The following is an 18,282-nucleotide window of genomic DNA, read 5'->3' as shown; positions in this document are numbered from 1 at the left end:
GATGGATTGTCATGGGGACCCTCGTCCTCCTCACCGCGTGCGAGCGTGAGCAGCGCCGCTTCCAGGAGCTGCCCGCGGCCGCGCGTCCCGCCGCGCGCGACGTCCAGCTATCGGAGCTCCAGCCGGGGCCTGTCGCCGCGCCCGCGACTCCGCCCGCACCCGCCACGCGCGCTGCTTCGGAGGACAACGCCTACGACGTCAGCCAGGGCAAGCGGCTCTACGTCTGGTTCAACTGCGCGGGGTGCCACGCGGCGGGCGGCGGGGGTGGCATGGGGCCGCCGCTGCTCGACGCGAAGTGGCGCTATGGCAGCGAGCCGGAGAACATCTACGCCACCATCGTCGAGGGCCGGCCCAACGGCATGCCGTCCTTCCGGGGGAAGATTCCGGACGCTCAGGTGTGGCAGCTCGTCGCGTACGTGCGCTCCATGAGCGGGCTGCTCAAGAAGGACGTGGCCCCCGGCCGCGGCGACACGCTCAACACCCGTCCCTCGGAGTCCAGCAAGGCCCGGGAGACGCCTCGCCCCGAAGAGGTGGAGCAACCGCGATGAGGCGCCTGCCGCTACTGCTGCTGGCCTGTACCGGATGCGGTGGACTGCGCATGCTCGACGCCCGGGGTCCGCACGTCGAGCGCCTGCGCTCGCTCTGGGACCTGCTGTTCCTCATCTCCGCCGTCGTGCTCGCGGCCGTGGTGCTGACGATGCTGGGCGCGCTCCTGCGCCGCCGGGGGGGCTCGCGCTCCCAGGTGCCGGAGGTGGAGGCCCACTCCGTGCCACCGGGCGGCGAGGGCGCCCGGCCCGTCGACGCGGCCCGCGAGCGGCGCATGGGCCGCGCCGTGGGCGCCGCGGCCGTCGTCACGCTGGTGGTCCTCTTCGTCATCACCGTGGCCAACGCGAGCACGGGCGCGGCGCTCGCGCGGCTGCGCAGCCCGGACGCGCTGGAGGTCCAGGTGGTGGGGCACCAGTGGTGGTGGGAGTTCCGCGTGCAGGACGCGGACCCCTCGCGCAACCTGGTCACCGCCAACGAGCTGCACGTGCCGGTGGGCCGTCCCGTCATCCTCAAGCTCAACTCGCGCGACGTCATCCACAGCTTCTGGGTGCCGGAGTTGACCAACAAGCGCGACCTCATCCCCGGCCAGCAGAACACGCTGGAGCTCCAGGCGGATCGGCCCGGCGTCTTCAAGGGCCAGTGCTACGAGTTCTGCGGCATGCAGCACGCGAAGATGGGCTTCGTCGTGGTGGCGGAGGCACCGGAGCAGTTCGAGGCCTGGCGCGAGCACCAGCTCCAGCCCGCGCCCCCGCCCACGGACGCCGTCGCGCAGCGGGGCCAGCAGGTATTCCTCCAGGGCCCGTGCGCGCTGTGCCACGCCATCAGCGGCACCGACGCCGCCGCGAGCACGGGGCCCAACCTCACCCACGTCGCCAGCCGCTCCACGCTGGCCGCCGGCACGCTGCCCTTCGACCGGGGCCACCTGGCCGGATGGATCCTCAACGCCCAGAGCCTCAAGCCCGGCAACAACATGCCCGCCATCACCCTGCCGCCGGACGACCTCCACGCCCTGCTCGTCTACCTGGAGTCGCTGAAGTGAGCACCGCCCTCCCCACTCCACCGGAGCCCGCTTCCGTCCGCGACGACGAGGCCTGGGAACGGCTGTACCTGGAGCGCACCTGGGCCCCGAAGAAGGGGCTCATCGGCTGGTTGAGCGAGGTGCACCACACGGAGATCGGCAAGCGCTACATCATCACCGCGTTCGTCTTCTTCCTGCTGGGCGGCGTGGAGGCGCTGCTGATGCGCTGGCAGCTCTCCGGCCCGGAGAAGCAGTTGATGGGGCCGGACCTGTACAACCAGGTCTTCACGATGCACGGCAGCACCATGATGTTCCTCTTCGCCGTGCCGATGATGGAGGGCGTGGGGCTGTACCTGGTGCCGCTGATGATTGGCACCCGCAACGCGGCGTTCCCGCGCCTCAACGCCTTTGGTTACTGGACGTACCTCATTGGCGGCGTGCTGCTGTACGGCGGCTTCCTGCTCAACGTGGGGCCGGATGCGGGCTGGTTCAGCTACGTGCCGCTGGCGGGGCCGCAGTACTCGCCGGGCAAGCGCGTGGACATCTGGGCGCAGATGATCACCTTCACGGAGCTGGCGGGCCTGGCCGGCGCGGTGAACCTCATCGTCACGGTGTTCAAGCACCGCGCGCCGGGCATGTCGCTCAACCGCATGCCGCTGTTCGTGTGGGCCATGCTGGTGAAGTCGTTCATGGTCGTCTTCGCCATGCCCGCGGTGATGGTGGCCAGCACCTGCCTGGCCATGGACCGGCTCATCGGGACGCACTTCTTCAACCCGGCGGAGGGCGGCGACGCGCTCCTCTGGCAGCACCTGTTCTGGTTCTTCGGGCACCCGGAGGTCTACATCATCTTCATCCCCGCGCTGGGGATGCTGTCCTCCATCCTGGCCGTCTTCACCCGCCGGCAGGTGTTCGGCTACCTGCCGGTGGTGCTGTCCATGGTGTCCATCGGGTTCATCGGCTTCGGGCTGTGGGTGCACCACATGTTCGCCACGGGCCTGCCGCAGTTGGGGCAGAGCTTCTTCACCGCCGCCAGCCTCATGGTGGCGCTGCCCAGCGGCGTGCAGATCTTCTGCTGGCTGGCCACGCTGTGGGGCGGACGGCTGTGGCTGCGGCTGCCCCTGTACTGGGTGCTGGCCTTCTTCGCGGTGTTCGTCACCGGCGGCCTGAGCGGCGTGATGCTGGGCACGTACTCGGTGGATCAGCAGGTGCACGACACCTACTTCGTCGTGGCGCACTTCCACTACGTGCTCATTGGCGGCGCGGTGTTCCCCCTCTTCGGCGGGCTCTACTACTGGTTCCCGAAGCTGACGGGGCGGATGCTGGGCGAGCGGCTGGGGAAGTGGAACTTCTGGACCTTCTTCATCGGGTTCAACCTGACGTTCTTCCCGCTGCACCACCTGGGGATGATGGGCATGCCGCGCCGCGTGTACACGTACGGCGTGGACCGGGGCTGGCAGTCGCTCAACCTGCTGGCCACGGCGGGCGCCGTCATCATGGCGGTGAGCATCACGCTCCTCTTGCTGAACATCTTCTGGAGCCTGAAGCGCGGCGAGGTGGCGGGGAACGACCCGTGGGGCGCGGACACGCTGGAGTGGAGCACCACGTCGCCGCCGCCCTCGTACAACTTCCTGCACCTGCCCACGGTGCGCGGGCGCTACGCGCGGTGGACCGCGGCGGAGGACCAGCCCGTCGTCACCGGCGTGCGCAGCGACCGCAAGGAGGTCCTGGTGACGCGGCTGCTGGACGCGGCGCCGGACCACCGCGCGGAGCTGCCCGGGCCCACGCTGTGGCCGCTGTGGGTGGCGCTGGCCACGGGGGTGATGTTCGTCATGGTCATCTTCACGCCCTGGGGCATCGTCGTGGGCGGCGTGCTGCTGTTCATCACGCTGACGGGCTGGTTCTGGCCCCGGCCGCCCTACAAGGAAGAGCTGGCCCCGGAGCAACCGTCATGAGCCCTCCGCGCCGCACGCTGGACGTGTCGCACCTGCCCACCTTCGCCTTCGGCCACCGCGATCCGCTGTGGTGGGGCGTCACCGGGCTGATGGCCATCGAGTCCACGGCCTTCGTGCTGATGTTCGCCAGCTACTTCTACATCCGGGGCAACTACGCCCACTTCCCGCCCACCGCGCTGCCCTTCTACGTGAAGGTCGTGGCCGCAGTGATTACCGGCGTGATGCTGCTGAGCGCGGTGCCCATCCACTACGCCAACCGCGCGGCGCTGAAGGGCAGGCTGCGCGGGATGCGCTGGGGGCTGGCGCTGGGGAGCCTGCTGGGTTTCGTCGTGGTGGCGCTGCGCATCGTGGAGTTCCTGTGGATTGGCTTCCGCTGGGACACGCACGCGTACGGGTCCATCTTCTGGTTCATCATCGGCATGCACACCGTGCACACCATCTCCGGTTCGCTGGAGGACCTGCTGCTCCTGGGAGTGCTGTTCAAGGGGCCGGTGGAGGAGAAGCACCTGGTGGACGTGCACACCAACGGCCGCTACTGGTTCTTCGTCGTCGCCAGCTGGCTGCCCATCTACGTGATTCTCTACCTGGACCCCGCGGTCCTCGCGAGCTGAGGGGAGGCGTCATGTCACATGCGACTCCGGACGACGGCGTGGGCACCGGGCGCAACGCGGCCCTCTGGGCGGGCGTGCTGCTGCCGCCGTTCGCGTGGCTGCTGGCGCTCCAGGTGAGCTACAGCCTGGTGACGTCGAACTGTCAGAAGGCCCGGCCCGCGCTGCTGCACGGCGTGCTCGTGGGGGCGGTGGTGCTGCTGGGACTGGGGGCGTTCCTCGCGTGGCGTTCGTGGCGGGCACTGCGCGGGAGGCCGGGCACGCTGGAGGACAGCGGCGTGGGCCGCGCCCGCTTCATGGCCGCGTTCGGGCTGCTGGCGAGCGCGCTGTTCGCCCTGCTGCTCGTGGCCACCGCGATTCCCACCTTCCTGCTGAGGCCCTGTGACTGAGCGCATGCGACGGCTGTCCTGGCTCCTGCTGGGTGTTCCCTGCGTGGCGTGGGCGCATGGGGGCGAGACGCACCACCTGAACGCGCACGACGTGCTGCGCTGGTGGACGTGGGATCCGCTGGTGCTGGGGATGCTCGCGGTGTCCGGGGTGCTGTACGTGCGGGGCCTGCGGGCGCTGTGGCGGCACGCGGCGCCGGGCAAGGGCGTGCGTGGGTGGGAAGCGGGGATGTTCGCGCTGGGGTGGGTGACGCTGGCGGTGGCGCTGCTGTCGCCGTTGGACCGGCTGAGCGACATCCTGTTCTCCGCGCACATGACGCAGCATGAACTGCTGATGCTGGTGGCGGCGCCGTTGCTGGTGCTGGGAAGGCCGCACCTGACGGCGCTGTGGGCGTTGCCGGAGGCGTCGCGTGCTCCGGTGGCGCGGGCGTTCCAGGGGCCGGGGGCGCGCAAGGTCTGGCGAGGGGTGACAGGGCCGCTCGTGGTGCTGGTGCTGCACGCGGTGGCGCGCTGGGTGTGGCACGTGCCGGCGCTGTTCGAGGCGGCGCTGGAGAACGACGCGGTGCACGCGGTGCAGCACCTGTGCTTCTTCGGCACGGCCGCGCTGTTCTGGTGGGCGCTCCTGCGTGGGCGCTATGGGCGGGCGGGGTACGGGGTGGGGGTGTTGTTCGTGTTCGCCACGGCGGCGCACACCAGCGTCCTGGGAGCGCTGCTCACGTTCGCGCGGTCGGTCTGGTATCCGCTGTACGCGCGGCGGGCGGTGGAGTGGGGCCTGGGGGCGCTGGAGGACCAGCAGCTCGCGGGGCTCATCATGTGGGTGCCTTCGGGGGCGCTCTTCCTGGGGATGGGGCTGGCGTTGTTCGCGGCATGGCTGGGGGAGTCGGAGCGGCGCGCGGACATCGCCACGGGCGCGTCCCCCGCGCCGAGGGAGACGGTGCCGTGAGGACTGCGTGGGTGGTGTGCGTGCTGCTCGTGGGCGGCTGCAAGCAGGCGGCGGAGCAGGACGCGAAGCAGACGGCGGTGGCCATCACGGGTGGCGACGTGGAGCGCGGCAAGGCGGCGTTGCAGCACTACGGCTGCGGAGGCTGCCACGTGATTCCGGGCGTGCCGGGGTCGACGGGGCAGGTGGGCCCGTCGCTGGAGGGCATCGCGCTGAGGACGTATCTGGCGGGCCGGCTGCCCAACGCGCCGGAGAACATGATGCGGTGGGTGCAGCATCCGCAGGCCGTCGAGCCGGGCAACGCGATGCCCGAGCTGGGCGTGAAGGACGCGGACGCGCGCGACATCGCGGCGTATCTGTACACGTTGCGGTGAAGACGACGCTGGCGTTCAGCGTGCTCGCCGGGAGGCTCGACATCCAGTAGAGCGGAGCGCGATGCCTGGACCGCGCGCCTCTTCCCGACTGTCGCTCCCCTGCCGCCTTGGACTGGTGTTGCTGCTGCCCGGAGTGGCCTCCGCGCAGGCAGTGGAGAGTGAGCCAGCCGAGAAGGAGGCTGTCACCGCCGAGACGCCGCCGGAGGCCGGGACACGGACGGTCGTCACCGCGACGCGCCTGCCGCGCCCGCTTCGCGACGTGCCCGCCACCACGGTGGTGATTCCGCGCGCGGAGATCGAGCGCAGCCCCACGCTCACGCAGGACGCGCTCGTTCGCACCCTGCCTTCGGCCGCCACGTTCCGCCGCACGCCCTCTCTCGTCGCGGATCCCACCGCGCAGGGGCTCAACCTTCGGGGGCTCGCTCCTTCCGGTGTGGCTCGTGGGCTCGTGCTGCTGGATGGCCTTCCCTTCAACGACCCCTATGGCGGCTGGGTGTTCTGGCGCGCCCTGCCCCGCCTGGGCCTGGACCGCATCGAGGTCGTCCCCACCGGCGGCTCCGCGCTCTATGGCAGCGCCGCTCTGGGTGGCGTCGTGCAGTTGTTCTCACGGCCCATCACCGGGCCGGTGCTCGACGCGGACGTGTCCGTGGGCAACCTGGGCACCGGCTTCGTCGCCGCTCGCGCCGCGGACCGCTGGGGCCGCATCGGCGCTTCGCTGGAGGTGGAGGGCCTCACCAGCAACGGCTACCGCATCGTCCCCGAGAACCAGCGCGGCAACGTCGACGGCGACACTCCGTCCAAGCACGTCAGCGCCCAGGCTCGCGTCGAAGTGGAGGCCACCGACCACCTCTCCCTCTCCGCCCGCGCGGGCGGGTTCCGCGAGACGCAGAACGGCGGCACCCGGTACACCGTCGCCAGCGTGGACCTGGCGTGGTTCGCCGCGAACGCCCGCCTCCGCACGGACGGCGCTGGCGCCTTCGAGCTGGGCCTCTTCGGCCGCACCCAGCACTTCGCCCAGGACCGCGCCCGAATCACCCCGGACCGGAACTTCGAGGTCCGCTCCGCCCTCCAGGACGTGCCCGCGAATGATCAGGGCGGCTCGCTCGTCTGGACCGGCCCGGACCTGACGCTGGGCGGAACCCATGTGCTCGCCGCGGGCGTGGACGTGCGCCGCTCCGCCGGGAAGGCCGACGAGCTGCTCTTCCCCGCCGCCTATACCCCCACGACGCTCTACGCTCGCACCACCCGGGGCACGCAGGTGTCCGGCGGCGTCTTCGTGCAGGACCTCTACACCGTGTCCCCCGCGCTCGAGTTCGCTGGCACGCTGCGCTGGGACACGTGGCGCAACTCCGACGGCGTCCAGCAGGAGAGCTTCGCGAACGGCGCCACCACCGTCACCTCCTTCGAGCCCCGCACCGCCAGCCAGCTCAGCCCGCGCCTCGCCGCGCGCGTGCGCCCGCTGGACTGGCTCACCGTGCGCGCCTCCGCCTACCGCGCCTTCCGAGCCCCCACGCTCAACGAGCTCTACCGCCCCTTCCAGGTGGGCACCGTGCTCACCGCCGCGAACCCGGACCTGGGCGCCGAGCGCCTCTGGGGCACCGAGGCCGGCGTGGAGGCCACCGGCCCCAAGGGACTCACCGGCCGCGTCACCGGCTTCTGGAACGTGCTGGACGCACCCATCACCAACGTCACCCTCGCCACGCCGCTGCCGGACGGCACCACCCGCCAGCGCCAGAACCTGGGCCGCGCTCGCGTGCGCGGCGTGGAGCTGGGCGCGGACTGGCGCCTGTCCCGTCAGTGGACCGCGCTCGCCGCCTATACCTTCGTGGACCCTGTCGTCACCCGCGCGCCCGGCCAGCCCGACCTCGTGGGCCGCCAGCTCCCGCAGGACCCAAGGCATCGCGGCGTGTTCGCCGTCACCTTCGATGACCCGTCCATCGTCTCCGTCACCGCGCAGCTTCGCGTCTTCAGCCCGCAGTACGAGGACGACCTCAACACGCGCGGCATGGGCGGCGCGGCGCTGGTGGACCTGTTCGTGAGCCGCCACCTCTTCTGGAAGGTGGACGCGTTCGGCGCGGTGGAGAACCTCTTCGACCGCCAGTACCTCGCGGGCCGCGCGGGCGTGGACACGCTCGGGCCGCCCTTCCAGGCGCGCGTGGGCCTGCGCCTGCGCGACGTGTTCAGCGGATCGAACGCACGGGCGGCACCGGGCGCACCGGGCCGTTGAACCAGCGGCTCAGCTCCGTCGTGTCGTCCATCCGCTTCGCGGGCGGCAGGCTGGAGAGGAACACCCGGCCGTAGCTCTTGGTCACGATGCGGCGGTCCAGCATCGCCACGATGCCCCGGTCCGCCTGCGTGCGGATGAGCCGCCCGAAGCCCTGCCGCAGCGCCAGCGCCGCCTGCGGCAACTGGTACTGATCAAACGGCTCCTCACCGCGCGCCTGAATCTGGCGGATGCGCGCGGCCACCAGCGGGTCGCCCGGTGAAGCGAACGGGAGCCGGTCGATGATGACCAGGCTCAGCGCGTCCCCGGGCACGTCCACGCCCTCCCAGAAGCTGTGCGCGGCGAAGAGCACGCTGGGCGTCTGACGGAACGCGTCCAGGAGCTGCTGCTTGGGCCGTTCACCCTGGAGCAGGGCTTGATAGGGCAGCCGCGTCGCCGTCAGCTCGTACGCGCGCACCATGTTGCGCAGCGACGTGAAGAGCACGAACGCGCGTCCCCCCGTCACCTCGCACAGCTGGATGATTTCTTCCGCCGCCGCCTCGATGAAGCCCGGGGCGCTGGGGTCCGGCAGGTGCGTGGGCAGGTACAGCGCGGACTGGCGCGGGAAGTCGAACGGGCTGGGCACCGCCAGCGTGCGCACGCGCGTCACCGGCTGGCCCTCGTCGTCGTACATGCCCATGCGCTTGGCGAAGAAGTCGAAGCGGCTGTCCGCCGCGAGCGTCGCGGAGGTGAAGACCACCGTGTCCAGCGCGCCATAGAGCCGGTCGCGCAGCTCCTTCGCCACGTCGATGGGGTTCGCGCGCAGGAACAGCCCCTTGCCTCGCGCCTCCGCCCAGTACACGTGGTCCGCGGACTCGGACTTCTCCAGGAACGTGAGCTGCTCCGCCATCTCCTCCGCGCGGCGGTGGATGGCGGCCAGCTCCGGCTCGCGCTCGCTGCCCGCGAAGGACGCGAGCGCGGCCAGCCCCTCGCGCACCTGCTCCAGCGCGCCGGACAGCTTGCCCATCGTCTCCGGGCGCAGCGCCACGGTGGACTCCTGGCTGGACAGCCCCAGCGCGCGCGGCGCCTGGAGGAACAGCGCGTCCGCGTGCGAGCGCACCCGCTGGGCCAGCGCGGAGAGCGTCGCGTGCCGCTCGTCCTTCGCCGGCAGGGCCGCCACCGCGTCGCGCGACAGCTCCTCCAGCCGGTAGTTGGACACGCTGCACCCGAAGTGGTTGCTGGCCGCGTCCTCCAGCGCGTGCGCCTCGTCGAAGATGACCGCGTCGTAGAAGGGCAGCACCCCTTCCGTGCGCTTGCCGGAGCTGCGCAGCGCCAGGTCCGCGAAGAACAGGTGGTGGTTCACCACCAGCAGGTCCGCGACCTCCGCGCGCTTGCGCATCCGCGTGACGAAGCACGTCTCATACAGCGAGCAGCGCGAGCCCAGGCACGTCTCGGACGTGGTGGACAGCCGCGACCACGCGGCGAAGGACTCCGGCAGGTCCAGCTCCGCCCGGTCCCCCGTCTCCGTCTGCGTCACCCACTTCTTGAGCAGCGGCCACTGCTTCGCCTCTTCCTTCGAGACGAACTGCGGGTCCTTCTCGAAGGACTCGTAGCGGTGCAGGCACAGGTAGTTGCCGCGACCCTTGAGGTACGCCGCCTCGAAGCGCAGCCCCAGCTTCTCGCTGAGCAGGGGCAGGTCCTTGAAGAACACCTGATCCTGGAGCGTCTTCGTGGCGGTGGACACCACCACCTTGCGCCCCGACAGGAGCGCGGGCACCAGGTAGGCCAGCGTCTTGCCCGTGCCCGTGCCGGCCTCCGCCAGCAGGTAGCTGCCCTCGGCGAAGGCCCGCTCCACGGCGCGCGCCATCTGGAGCTGCTCCGGGCGGTGCTCGTACGCGGGCAGCGCCTCTTCCAGCGCGCCACCAGGACCCAGCAGGCTGTCGACAGAAGGGGGACGGGGCGCGGGCGCGGACATGCGGCGGTCTTCGGGGGGCAGGAGGACGGAAAGGCGGCCCCGCAGGATAACAGCGCCCGGCGCCCCTCGCGCGTTCCGTCGCACGGTCTTGGAGCCCTGTCCCCCGCCCGCCCGGGAAGCGGCCCGGCCAGCGCCCCCTTCGGGCCTTTTCCGCCTAGAAGGCCCCGCGCAGCATCTGGAGGAGCAACAGCGCGAGCACCAGGGACACCAGCAGCACCCCGCCCATCACCGCGCTCTTCACCTTGCGAGCCATCGCCGGAGACGGTCCGTCGGAAGCGAGCGGCACCGCGGAGGTCACCCGGCGCACCACCTCGTCCCGACCGCGCAGCGCCTGGGGGTCGTTCGGAGCCCGGGCCAGCCGCAGGCGGTACAGCCGGCCCACCATGGCCAGCTCCCCCCGCCCCATCGCATGGGACAGCAGGCGGTCATGCGCGTCCCAGTCGTGCCACGTGACCATCAGCGCGCGCCACTCCGTGGCCAGGGACTCGGAGGGCTGGTGCTCCTCCGGGATGAAGTTGGCGTAGACCAGCCCGCACTGCGCGCAGGCCCCCGCGTCGTCCCGCATGGGCGCCACGCACTTGGGGCAGTGGCCCGGTGGCGCCTGGAAGGGGTCCCCGTCGAAGTCCGGCGGGGCGAGCGAGGACGCCTCGGAGCGGATCACCCGCAGCGCGGTGACGCTGGCGCGGGCGGGCGGGGGCGGCGCGAACGCCTCCGCCACGGGCATCGCCACGGCGGCGCCGTGGTCCCCTCCGCGAGGTGCTGGCGCGTCCTCGCGCTCCCGGGAGGACTCCTGGACGGCCACCGGGGACACGGGGGCCACCGGAGCCACGGATGCAACGGGCGCGGCGGACGGGGTGGGCCCCGCGAGCGTCCTGGCGCCGCACACCCGGCACGTCACGGCCAGCTGGCCGTCCTCGACGCGGAAGGACTCCACCGGGACCAGCCGCTCGCAGCCTTCGCACTGGTACTTCATGACCACACCTCTCGCAGCGGAACGGGCATCGCGCACCCTACCAGCGCCAGCAGGCACAGCGCGCAGATGACCTTGCGCGAGGGGCTCAGGGGCTCCTCCGGCCGCACCACCTCCGGGTGGCCGAAGCCCACGACCTTGCTCGCCACCACCAGCCACAGGCCCCACGACGCGGTGACGAACACGGTGAGGAAGAGCAGCACCCCCGCCACGCCCTGCCCCACCCAGCGGGCCTTCGCCCCGAACACGGCGAACGTCAGGTGCCCGCCGTCCAGCTGTCCCACGGGCAGCAGGTTGAGCAGCGTCACCAGCAGGCCGAACCACGCGGCGATGACCACCGGGTGCACCACCACGTCCTTGCCCTCCGGGAGGGGGCCCAGCGCCAGCCACGTCAGCGCCTTCATGATGAGGTTGTCGCCGAACAGCGTCTGGTGGCTCGTGTAGACGGGGGTCGCGGCGGGCGGCGCCTGCGTCACCTTCTCCATCACCCAATGCAGCAGGTCCTGTCCCAGCACCCACAGCGACGTCTCACCGGGGAACGCGGAGGGCACCGCCGGCGAGTCCACCACCGTGGAGTGCAACAGCCCCCAGTAGAGCAGCGGCAGCGCCACCACCAGGCCCGCCAGCGGCCCCGCGGCGCCAATGTCCACCAGGGCGTTGCGCGTGGGGATGCGCCCGCGCAGCCGGATGACCGCGCCCAGCGTGCCCAGGCTCCCCGGCACCGGAAGTGGGATGAAGTACGGCAGCGACGTGTCCACCCGGTGCCAGCGCGCCAGCAGGTAGTGCCCCATCTCGTGGGAGCCCAGGATGGCGAGCAGCGACACGCTGAAGAACAGCGCCTGCGTCCGGTCCTCCGCGAGCAGCCCGCTTCCGCTGAACGGGAACGAGCGCCCGAAGAGCAGCAGGTACGCGAGGAACGTGGTCCCCAGCGTCACCCCGAACAGCAGCAGGTGCAGCCAGACGCGAGGCGGCGGGGCGGGACGGGGAACGGAAACCGGGTGCATGCGCGAAGATGCCTCACCTCCGCAAGAGGGGCGACCGGTTCCGGCACCCCGAGCGGATGAAGTGTCAAACACAACCCGGATTCCCCCGACCCGGGTCCTTGACTTGAAAAAACCTTCTGCTACGAACCGCGCCGCTTGCGGTTTCACCGAACGGCGGAGCGCCCGTCCGGGTCGTCCCGCCACCATCCAAGCCACCGTCAGTTGGGGAGATAACCATGAAGAAGTTCATCCTGTCCGCCGTCGCCGCCGCCTCGCTCGTGGGCTGCACCAGCGTCGAGTCCGCCGTCGTCTCCGGTTCCGAGATCGCCGCCAACGGCGAGGCCGTGGCCGTCATCCAGGGCAGCTCGCTGGGCCTGACCGCGATCTTCCACATCATCGACATCGTCCAGAGCGACCTGGACACCGTGGTGAACAAGCTCCTCATCACCGAGGCGAAGGCCATGGGCGCCTCCAAGGTGGACCTGAAGTCGGCGAACACCACGCCCCGTCACGGCATCTTCGCCCTGTTCGGCACCATCATCGGCATCACCAGCTCCTCCGCGACCGGCGTGGCGGTGAAGTAGTCCCAAGCTGCCTCCTCACCGAGGCAGTCCGAAGGCCCCCTGGCGACAGCGGGGCCTTTTCCATTTCCAGCCCGTTCCCTTGAGTTCCCCATGCGCGCCCTCCTCCTGCTGCCCCTCGTGTGCCTCCTCGCGTGCCGCTCGTCCTCCTCCGGGGGCGCGAACGACGCGGAGCTGATGGCCCAGGTGCGCGAGAAGCTGGCCGCGCGCGACGCGAAGCTCCAGGCCTACCAGCTGGAGGGCACGCAGACGGAAGGGGACACGGCCTCCGCGGGCTTCACCTTCGCGTACCGCGCGCCCCAGAAGATGCGCGGCACCGTGTCCGCCCCCCAGGCGCGGCAGGTGTGGTGGGACGGCAAGCACCTGTACGAGCAGGTGGAGGCGACGAAGCAGTTCACCACCTTCACGTCCCAGGTCTCCGCGGAGAAGCTGTCCGCGTTCCTCACCGAAATCTTCACCCCCTTCGTGCCGGACGGCTTCCGCGCGCCGCTGCTCTTGCGCAGCGCGAAGGCGAAGCGCACCACGGGGCTGCCCCAGGCGAAGGAGGCGGTGGAGCTGTCCATGGGGCTGGAGGGGGAAGCGGGCGGCGGCGTGGAGGTGACGTACGTGCTGCGCTGGCCCACGCTGGACTTCCTGGCCAAGCGGACGCGCGCGCCGGACGGCACCCGGGCGGAGGTGCGGATGGAGGAGGAGCACTGCGAGGCTTCCCTGGGGCTGTGCGTGCCCCGGAAGCTCACCCGCTGGGTGGGCGACGCGAAGCAGGGGGAGACGGTCCTGTCGAAGGTGGACCTCAAGGGCTCGCTGCCCAACGACGCCTTCACCCCCGCCACGCCGGACGGATACAGCGTACAGACCCGGACACTCGTGGACAGTGAAGCGCAGGAGAGTGGACCGAAGACGCCCTCGGGCGGTTGACCGGACCGTCAGCCATCGCCACCTTGGGCGGCGGAGGTTCGCCGCTCATGGTTGAGAACGTCATCTTCGACGTGGATGGAACGCTGATCGACTCCGTGGACGAGCACGCCGAGGCCTGGCGCCGGTCGTTCATCGAGTTCGGCCGGGACATCCCGTTCGCGCACGTGCGCAGCCAGATTGGCAAGGGCGCTGACCAGCTGCTGCCCGTCTTCTTCAACGACGAGGAGCTGGAGCGCTTCGGCAAGGACCTGGAGGAGTACCGCTCCGCGCTCTTCAAGCGGGAGTTCCTGCCCAAGGTGCGCGCCTTCCCGCGCGTGAAGGAGCTGTTCCAGCAGCTGCGCAAGCGCGGCCGCAAGGTCGCCCTGGCCTCCAGCGCCAAGGACGACGAGCTCAAGCGCTACGTGGAGCTGTGCGGCATCGACGGCCTGTTCGAGGCGAAGACGAACAAGGACGAGGTCGACAAGAGCAAGCCGCACCCGGACATCTTCGAGGCGGCGCTGACGAAGCTGGGCAAGCCCGCCCCCGCCACGGTGGTGGTGGTGGGTGACACGCCCTTCGACGCGCTCGCCGCGGGCAAGCTGCACCTGGCGTCCGTGGGCGTGCTGTGCGGAGGCTTCCGCGCGGACGACCTGCGCACGGCCGGCTGCCGCACGCTGGTGAAGGACCCCGCGGAGCTCCTGCGCCGCCTGGAAGAGGACCCCGAGGGCTGGCCCTGGGACGCGGCGTCGCGCGACACCACCAAGGACGAGGAGTCGCGCTGAGCCGAAGGCCGGCGTGACGGCGCCCCCGGCGGCCACGCATCCGTGGCCACCGGTGGACCCCGTCGCCCGAGCCCTTCAGGCGCTACTTCTTCGAACCGCCGCGCTTCGTACGGGAGCGGGACGCGGTGCTCTTGCGCGTGGCCCCGCGGCGCGCCGTGCTGCTCTTGCGGGCCGTGGAGCGCTTGCCGGCGGTGCCGGTGCGCGAGGTGGCCTTGCGGCCGGTGGTGGCGCGCTTCGAGCGGGCGGGCGCGGCCCGCTTGCGGCTGGAGGTGGCGCTCTTCTTCGCGGTGGCGGCGCGGCGCTTTCCGCCCACGCGTCCAGCCTTGCGCGCGTTCTTGCGGGCCGTGGGACGCCGGCGGGCCGCCTTCGCCTTGCTGCCGGAGCCGCCCTTCATTCCGCCACCGGTGAGCTTGTTCACCGTGGCCCAGGCGCGGCCCTCCGCGGTCTTCTCGCTGAGGCCCTTGTCCTCGTAGCCCTTCTCGATGTGCTCGGCCATGCGCTTCTGCTTCGCCGAGTACTTGTCCTTGCTTCCTCGTGCCATTCAATACCCTCCTGGAAACGGTCCCGGCGCGGGTCCGAGGCACGGAGTCCGCGTCGCCTGGAAGGTGAACACGCCTACCCAGGGAGGGAACCCGCTGGCCCCCTACCCCTGTCCACTCGCGGAAGCATCCGGTCTCCAGAGGCGCGGGAATGGACAGAGTCCCTGTCCTTTTCGCCCGGGTCCCGCTGGTACTGGAGCGCCGTCGTGCGCAGCTTGGAGACGCCTCACAGAAAGCCGAGGTTTCCTCTGGAACCCGCACTCAACGCGCCTCCGCGCCTCCGCCACGTGGATGGCGGGCCCGCGGTCCTGGTGGTGAACACGCGCTCGCGCTCGGGGCGCGACGCCTTCGAGAGCGCCCGCGCGCTGCTGGCCGAGCACGGCATCCCGCTCATGGCCGCGCACGCGCTGACGCGGCCCAAGCGCCTGCGCAAGGTGCTGGAGGAGGCCATCGCGCAGGGGGCCCGCCGCATCCTCGTGGGGGGAGGCGACGGCACCATCAGCTGCGCGGTGCAGGCGCTGATGGGCCGCAACGTGACGCTGGGGGTGGTGCCGCTGGGCACCGGCAACGACTTCGCGCGCTCGCTGGGCATCCCGGACACGCTGGAGGCCGCGTGTGACGTCATCGCCGGGGGCTACACGGCGCGTGTGGACGTGGGGCTCGTCAACGGGCGGCCCTTCCTCAACGCCGCCAGCCTGGGGCTCACCACCGCCATCGCGAAGCGGCTCACGCAGGAATTGAAGCAGCGCGCCGGCAAGCTGGCCTATCCCATGGCCGCCGCCGCGGAGATGCGCACGCTGCAGCCCTTCCACGTCCGGCTCCAGGCGGACGGCCAGACGCTGGAGGTGGACGCGCTCCAGCTGGTGGTGGGCAACGGCCGCTACCACGGCGCGGGCAACATGGTGGCGCCGGACGCCACGCTGGACGACCGTCAGTTCCACGTCTACGCCATCACCGCGCCTTCCGTGGCGGACGGCGGCGAGCGCACGGGGCTGGGCCACCTGCAGGACGTGGCCACGCTGGCGCGCGTGGCGCTGGGCATGCGCAGCGGCGGGCACCTGGAGCACGAGTCCGTGGTGCACCTGCACACCTCGCGGCTCGTCGTGGAGACGGACCCGCCCATGGAGGTGAACGCGGACGGGGAGAACGTGGGCATGACGCCCATGCGCTTCGAGGTGGCCCCCGCGGCGCTGCGCGTCTACGCGCCCGCGCCGCAGTAGGGCCCGCGCGCCGCTACACCTTCTCCAGCACGCTGGAGAGCACCTGGGCGGTGAAGTTCACCAGGGGAATCACGCGCCGGTAGTCCATGCGCGTGGGCCCGATGACGCCCACCGTGCCCAGCACCGCCTCCGCCGTGCCGTAGGGGCTGGCGATGACGGTGACGTCGCCGGCGGCGGAGAACTCGCTCTCCGCGCCGATGAAGACGTGCATCTCCTTGGTGCGCTGCACGCGGTCCAGCAGGTGCAGCAGCTTGTGCTTCTCATCCAGGGCGCGGAACAGCGCGCGGATGCGCTCCACGTCGGCGAACTCGGGCTGCTCCAGGAAGGAGCCGGTGCCTTCGATGAGCACGCGCTCGGGCGTCTGCAGGTCGGTGGCGGCGGCGCCCAGGCGCAGGGCCTTGGCGGTGAGCGCGTTGTAGAGGGCCTGCTCCTGGTCCATCTCCGCGCGGATGCGCTCACGCGCCTCCTCCAGGGGCACCTGGTGCAGGAGCTCGGAGAGGTAGTTGCTCGCCTTGATCAGCTCGTCGGACGTCACCGGGAAGTCCACGGTGAGGGCCTTGTTGTGCACCTGGCCGTTCTGGCCCACGAGGATGGCGAGCACGCGGTTCTCGCGCAGGCGCAGGAACTCGATGCGCTGGAACACGGCGGCGTCGGGGCGGGGCGTGAGGACGACGCCCGCGTGCCGGGTGAGCGAGTGCAGCACGCGGCTGGCCTCCGAGAGGATGTCATCGAGGCTGGACTCGTGGACGAGGCCCGCGTGGATGAGCTCCCGGTCGCGGGGGGCGGGGTCGCGCAGCTTCACCAGCGTGTCCACGTAGAAGCGGTAGCCCCGGTCGGTGGGCACGCGGCCGGCGGAGGTGTGGGGCTTCTCCAGGAAGCCCAGGGCCTCCAGGTCGGCGAGCACGTTGCGCATGGTCGCGGAGGAGACCTCGAACTCTCCGCGCCGCGTCAGTTGCTGGCTGCCGACCGGGCCGCCCGTGGTGATGTACTCCTGCACCACGGCCCGGAGGACTTCCTTCTCGCGCTCACCCAATTCGTCGGGCATTCCCGCTCACGCTCCGGAAGCTGGCGGCCCGACCTTCGGGTCTCCGTGCCTCCTGTAGAATTCTAAAAGGGACGCCTGGGGCATTCAATTGGGAGGGCGGTCCAGGGGAGCGGGCAGGCGGGGCGCTGGTTCCCTGGGCTGGGGCCGGGTACGGCAAAGCGCACATCGCCCTGGAGGGTGCAGGGGATTAGAAGCCCGCGGCCGTGACGACCGCGACCGCGACCTCCGACGTTGCCGAGCCCGCCCCCCACCGGGGCCGGCTGCTGTTCAGCCTCTTCGCGCTCTACGTCATCTGGGGGTCGACCTACCTGGCGATGCGGTTCGCGCTGACGGGGTTTCCGCCCTTCCGGATGGCGGGGCTGCGCTTCCTCCTGGCGGGTGGGCTGCTGTTCGCGGGGTTGCGGCTGAAGGGGCAGCCGGGGCCGGGCCTGCGGCAGTGGGGAGCGGGCGCGGCGACGGGCTTCCTGTTGCTGGTGATGGGCAACGGCGGCATCGCGTTCGCGCAGAACCTGGGGGTGCCGTCCGGGGTGGCGGCGCTGGTGGTGGGGAGCATGCCGTTGTGGGCGGCCATCTTCGGAGCGGCCTTCGGGCAGCGGCCGGGCCGCGCGGAGCTGGTGGGCCTGGTGCTGGGGTTCGCGGGGGTGGCGCTGCTGAACCTGGGTGGGGACATGGGCGGCGGGGGCATGGCGGCGCTGGCGCTGCTGGTGGCGCCGGCGACGTGGGCCTTCGGGTCGGTGTGGAGCCGGCGGTTGCCGATGCCCGCGGGGTTGATGACGCCGGCGACGCAGATGTTGAGCGCGGGCGTGATGATGATGGGGGTGAGCTTCGTGCTGGGGGAGCGGATGGTGGACGTGGTGCCCCCGCGCGCGGTGGTGGCGTTCGTGTATCTGGTGGTGTTCGGTTCGCTGGTGGCGTTCAGCGCGTACGGCTACCTGCTGCGGCACGCGAGGCCGGCGCTCGCGACGAGCTACGCGTACGTGAACCCGGCGGTGGCGGTGTTGCTGGGCGTGGTGTTCGCGGGAGAGACGCTGGGACCGCTGACCCTGGGAGCGATGAGCGCCATCCTGGTCGCGGTGATGCTGCTGGCCCGCGGAAAGCGGTGAGCCGGTCCCCGGTCCTGGTCGCCTGTGCCCTGCTGACGGCATGTGCCGGAGGGACGCGTGCATCCAGGCACGGAGCGCTGGGGTACGTCGATTCGGAGACGGCGGGAAAGGCAAGGCACGCGGCCTACGTGGCGGAGCAGGCCTCCGCGAGGGCCGCGACCCG

18 protein-coding genes are annotated in these 18,282 nt (G+C 71.3%); 13 read left to right on the top strand and 5 right to left on the bottom strand.

Features of this window, described 5'->3' with window-relative positions; all coding sequences use genetic code 11:
* Nucleotides 1-11 precede the first annotated feature (11 nt).
* The 8 genes from JYK02_RS25770 to JYK02_RS25735 all read left to right on the top strand — a co-directional run bounded on the left by JYK02_RS25770 (nucleotide 12) and on the right by JYK02_RS25735 (nucleotide 8,051).
* The gene (locus JYK02_RS25770) at nucleotides 12-548 is read left to right on the top strand and encodes a c-type cytochrome (protein WP_207054821.1); all 537 of its coding nucleotides are present in this window, start codon (nucleotides 12-14) and stop codon (nucleotides 546-548) included.
* Entirely contained in the window at nucleotides 545-1,585 is a 1,041-nt protein-coding gene (coxB, locus tag JYK02_RS25765; RefSeq protein ID WP_207054819.1) for a cytochrome c oxidase subunit II, read from the top strand. Before JYK02_RS25770 ends, coxB begins: the two co-directional genes overlap by 4 nt.
* Nucleotides 1,582-3,516 carry a cytochrome c oxidase subunit I gene (ctaD, locus tag JYK02_RS25760; protein ID WP_207054817.1) on the top strand — a complete coding sequence of 645 codons (1,935 nt, stop codon included), beginning with the start codon at nucleotides 1,582-1,584 and terminating at the stop codon, nucleotides 3,514-3,516. Before coxB ends, ctaD begins: the two co-directional genes overlap by 4 nt.
* Nucleotides 3,513-4,127 carry a cytochrome c oxidase subunit 3 gene (locus JYK02_RS25755; protein WP_207054816.1) on the top strand — a complete coding sequence of 205 codons (615 nt, stop codon included), beginning with the start codon at nucleotides 3,513-3,515 and terminating at the stop codon, nucleotides 4,125-4,127. The genes ctaD and JYK02_RS25755 overlap by 4 nt, the downstream gene beginning before the upstream one ends.
* Nucleotides 4,128-4,138: 11 nt before the next feature.
* Entirely contained in the window at nucleotides 4,139-4,513 is a 375-nt protein-coding gene (locus JYK02_RS25750) for a hypothetical protein (protein WP_207054815.1), read from the top strand.
* 4 nt (nucleotides 4,514-4,517) lie between these two features.
* Complete coding sequence (locus tag JYK02_RS25745; protein WP_207054814.1) at nucleotides 4,518-5,453, top strand: cytochrome c oxidase assembly protein; 936 nt, start codon at nucleotides 4,518-4,520, stop codon at nucleotides 5,451-5,453.
* Complete coding sequence (locus JYK02_RS25740; protein ID WP_207054813.1) at nucleotides 5,450-5,824, top strand: c-type cytochrome; 375 nt, start codon at nucleotides 5,450-5,452, stop codon at nucleotides 5,822-5,824. The genes JYK02_RS25745 and JYK02_RS25740 overlap by 4 nt, the downstream gene beginning before the upstream one ends.
* A 61-nt stretch (nucleotides 5,825-5,885) precedes the next feature.
* A complete protein-coding gene (locus JYK02_RS25735) occupies nucleotides 5,886-8,051 on the top strand; it encodes a TonB-dependent receptor (RefSeq protein ID WP_207054812.1) in 2,166 nt (721 codons plus the stop codon).
* Here the strand turns inward: JYK02_RS25735 and JYK02_RS25730 are convergent.
* From JYK02_RS25730 to JYK02_RS25720, 3 genes are all read right to left on the bottom strand, one after another.
* On the bottom strand, nucleotides 8,005-10,002 hold the full coding sequence (locus tag JYK02_RS25730; protein ID WP_207054811.1) for an ATP-dependent DNA helicase: 1,998 nt from the start codon (nucleotides 10,000-10,002) through the stop codon (nucleotides 8,005-8,007). The genes JYK02_RS25735 and JYK02_RS25730 overlap by 47 nt on opposite strands.
* Before the next feature lie 154 nt (nucleotides 10,003-10,156).
* The gene (locus tag JYK02_RS25725; protein ID WP_207054809.1) at nucleotides 10,157-10,975 is read right to left on the bottom strand and encodes a hypothetical protein; all 819 of its coding nucleotides are present in this window, start codon (nucleotides 10,973-10,975) and stop codon (nucleotides 10,157-10,159) included.
* The gene (locus JYK02_RS25720) at nucleotides 10,972-11,976 is read right to left on the bottom strand and encodes a site-2 protease family protein (RefSeq protein ID WP_207054808.1); all 1,005 of its coding nucleotides are present in this window, start codon (nucleotides 11,974-11,976) and stop codon (nucleotides 10,972-10,974) included. The genes JYK02_RS25725 and JYK02_RS25720 overlap by 4 nt, the downstream gene beginning before the upstream one ends.
* A 215-nt stretch (nucleotides 11,977-12,191) precedes the next feature.
* Between JYK02_RS25720 and JYK02_RS25715 the strand changes: the two genes are divergently transcribed.
* The 3 genes from JYK02_RS25715 (at nucleotide 12,192) to JYK02_RS25705 (ending at nucleotide 14,212) form a co-directional block, all read left to right on the top strand.
* Nucleotides 12,192-12,539 carry a hypothetical protein gene (locus tag JYK02_RS25715; protein WP_120524715.1) on the top strand — a complete coding sequence of 116 codons (348 nt, stop codon included), beginning with the start codon at nucleotides 12,192-12,194 and terminating at the stop codon, nucleotides 12,537-12,539.
* A gap of 90 nt (nucleotides 12,540-12,629) precedes the next feature.
* Nucleotides 12,630-13,451 (top strand): hypothetical protein, encoded by an 822-nt coding sequence (locus tag JYK02_RS25710; RefSeq protein WP_207054807.1) that lies wholly within the window; start codon nucleotides 12,630-12,632, stop codon nucleotides 13,449-13,451.
* Between the two features lie 47 nt (nucleotides 13,452-13,498).
* Complete coding sequence (locus JYK02_RS25705) at nucleotides 13,499-14,212, top strand: HAD family hydrolase (protein ID WP_207054806.1); 714 nt, start codon at nucleotides 13,499-13,501, stop codon at nucleotides 14,210-14,212.
* Nucleotides 14,213-14,294: 82 nt separating this feature from the next.
* Here JYK02_RS25705 and JYK02_RS25700 read toward each other — a convergent pair whose 3' ends face one another.
* A complete protein-coding gene (locus tag JYK02_RS25700; protein ID WP_207054805.1) occupies nucleotides 14,295-14,753 on the bottom strand; it encodes a transcriptional regulator in 459 nt (152 codons plus the stop codon).
* A gap of 285 nt (nucleotides 14,754-15,038) precedes the next feature.
* Between JYK02_RS25700 and JYK02_RS25695 the strand changes: the two genes are divergently transcribed.
* Entirely contained in the window at nucleotides 15,039-15,971 is a 933-nt protein-coding gene (locus JYK02_RS25695; RefSeq protein ID WP_347402575.1) for a lipid kinase, read from the top strand.
* Between the two features lie 13 nt (nucleotides 15,972-15,984).
* Here the strand turns inward: JYK02_RS25695 and hrcA are convergent, their stop codons facing one another.
* Nucleotides 15,985-17,016, bottom strand: a complete 1,032-nt coding sequence (gene hrcA, locus JYK02_RS25690; protein ID WP_120524719.1) for a heat-inducible transcriptional repressor HrcA — start codon at nucleotides 17,014-17,016, stop codon at nucleotides 15,985-15,987.
* Nucleotides 17,017-17,219: 203 nt separating this feature from the next.
* Between hrcA and yedA the strand changes: the two genes are divergently transcribed.
* Nucleotides 17,220-18,119, top strand: coding sequence for a drug/metabolite exporter YedA (yedA, locus tag JYK02_RS25685; protein WP_207054804.1), 900 nt, complete (start codon nucleotides 17,220-17,222; stop codon nucleotides 18,117-18,119).
* The last annotated feature ends 163 nt before the right edge of the window (nucleotides 18,120-18,282 follow it).

It is taken from the genome of Corallococcus macrosporus (assembly GCF_017302985.1).
Lineage (GTDB): Bacteria > Myxococcota > Myxococcia > Myxococcales > Myxococcaceae > Corallococcus > Corallococcus macrosporus_A.
This window is presented reverse-complemented; position numbering and strand designations above follow the sequence as displayed.

Coding starts and splice junctions, on each gene's coding strand:
- JYK02_RS25755 (WP_207054816.1), top strand. CDS start 3,513: ATGAGCCCTCCGCGCCGCACGCTGGACGTGTCGCACCTGCCCACCTTC.
- hrcA (WP_120524719.1), bottom strand. CDS start 17,016: ATGCCCGACGAATTGGGTGAGCGCGAGAAGGAAGTCCTCCGGGCCGTG.
- JYK02_RS25725 (WP_207054809.1), bottom strand. CDS start 10,975: ATGAAGTACCAGTGCGAAGGCTGCGAGCGGCTGGTCCCGGTGGAGTCC.
- JYK02_RS25745 (WP_207054814.1), top strand. CDS start 4,518: ATGCGACGGCTGTCCTGGCTCCTGCTGGGTGTTCCCTGCGTGGCGTGG.
- coxB (WP_207054819.1), top strand. CDS start 545: ATGAGGCGCCTGCCGCTACTGCTGCTGGCCTGTACCGGATGCGGTGGA.
- JYK02_RS25705 (WP_207054806.1), top strand. CDS start 13,499: ATGGTTGAGAACGTCATCTTCGACGTGGATGGAACGCTGATCGACTCC.
- JYK02_RS25700 (WP_207054805.1), bottom strand. CDS start 14,753: ATGGCACGAGGAAGCAAGGACAAGTACTCGGCGAAGCAGAAGCGCATG.
- JYK02_RS25730 (WP_207054811.1), bottom strand. CDS start 10,002: ATGTCCGCGCCCGCGCCCCGTCCCCCTTCTGTCGACAGCCTGCTGGGT.
- JYK02_RS25750 (WP_207054815.1), top strand. CDS start 4,139: ATGTCACATGCGACTCCGGACGACGGCGTGGGCACCGGGCGCAACGCG.
- JYK02_RS25770 (WP_207054821.1), top strand. CDS start 12: ATGGGGACCCTCGTCCTCCTCACCGCGTGCGAGCGTGAGCAGCGCCGC.
- JYK02_RS25715 (WP_120524715.1), top strand. CDS start 12,192: ATGAAGAAGTTCATCCTGTCCGCCGTCGCCGCCGCCTCGCTCGTGGGC.
- JYK02_RS25735 (WP_207054812.1), top strand. CDS start 5,886: ATGCCTGGACCGCGCGCCTCTTCCCGACTGTCGCTCCCCTGCCGCCTT.
- JYK02_RS25720 (WP_207054808.1), bottom strand. CDS start 11,976: ATGCACCCGGTTTCCGTTCCCCGTCCCGCCCCGCCGCCTCGCGTCTGG.
- JYK02_RS25710 (WP_207054807.1), top strand. CDS start 12,630: ATGCGCGCCCTCCTCCTGCTGCCCCTCGTGTGCCTCCTCGCGTGCCGC.